We start from the raw sequence: 234 nt of genomic DNA on the forward strand, positions 1-234 counted from the left end.
GCCGCAGTTGATGAATCTGCCCTTTACTGCGCCATTTGCTGCCTTTTCCACATTAGCATCTTCTAAAACTATGAAAGGATCGCTTCCGCCTAATTCCAGGACACATTTTTTTAGCAACATTGCGGATTTTTGGCCGACCATTGCGCCCACCCTTGTGCTGCCGGTAAATGTTACTGCATTGACGTCTGCCTCAATTAGGTGGTTTGCTGACTCTGATCCTCCAACCAAGGTCTG

The 234-nt window shown here is 47.9% G+C and carries 1 protein-coding gene; it reads right to left on the bottom strand.

Annotated elements, in window-relative coordinates:
* Window positions 1–234, bottom strand: a 234-nt coding sequence (locus E0702_RS18200) for an aldehyde dehydrogenase family protein (RefSeq protein ID WP_132045888.1), incomplete at both ends; no start/stop codon positions are given.

Origin of the sequence: Halomonas marinisediminis (assembly GCF_004347715.1) — a bacterium.
In the GTDB taxonomy this organism is placed as follows: domain Bacteria; phylum Pseudomonadota; class Gammaproteobacteria; order Pseudomonadales; family Halomonadaceae; genus Halomonas; species Halomonas icarae.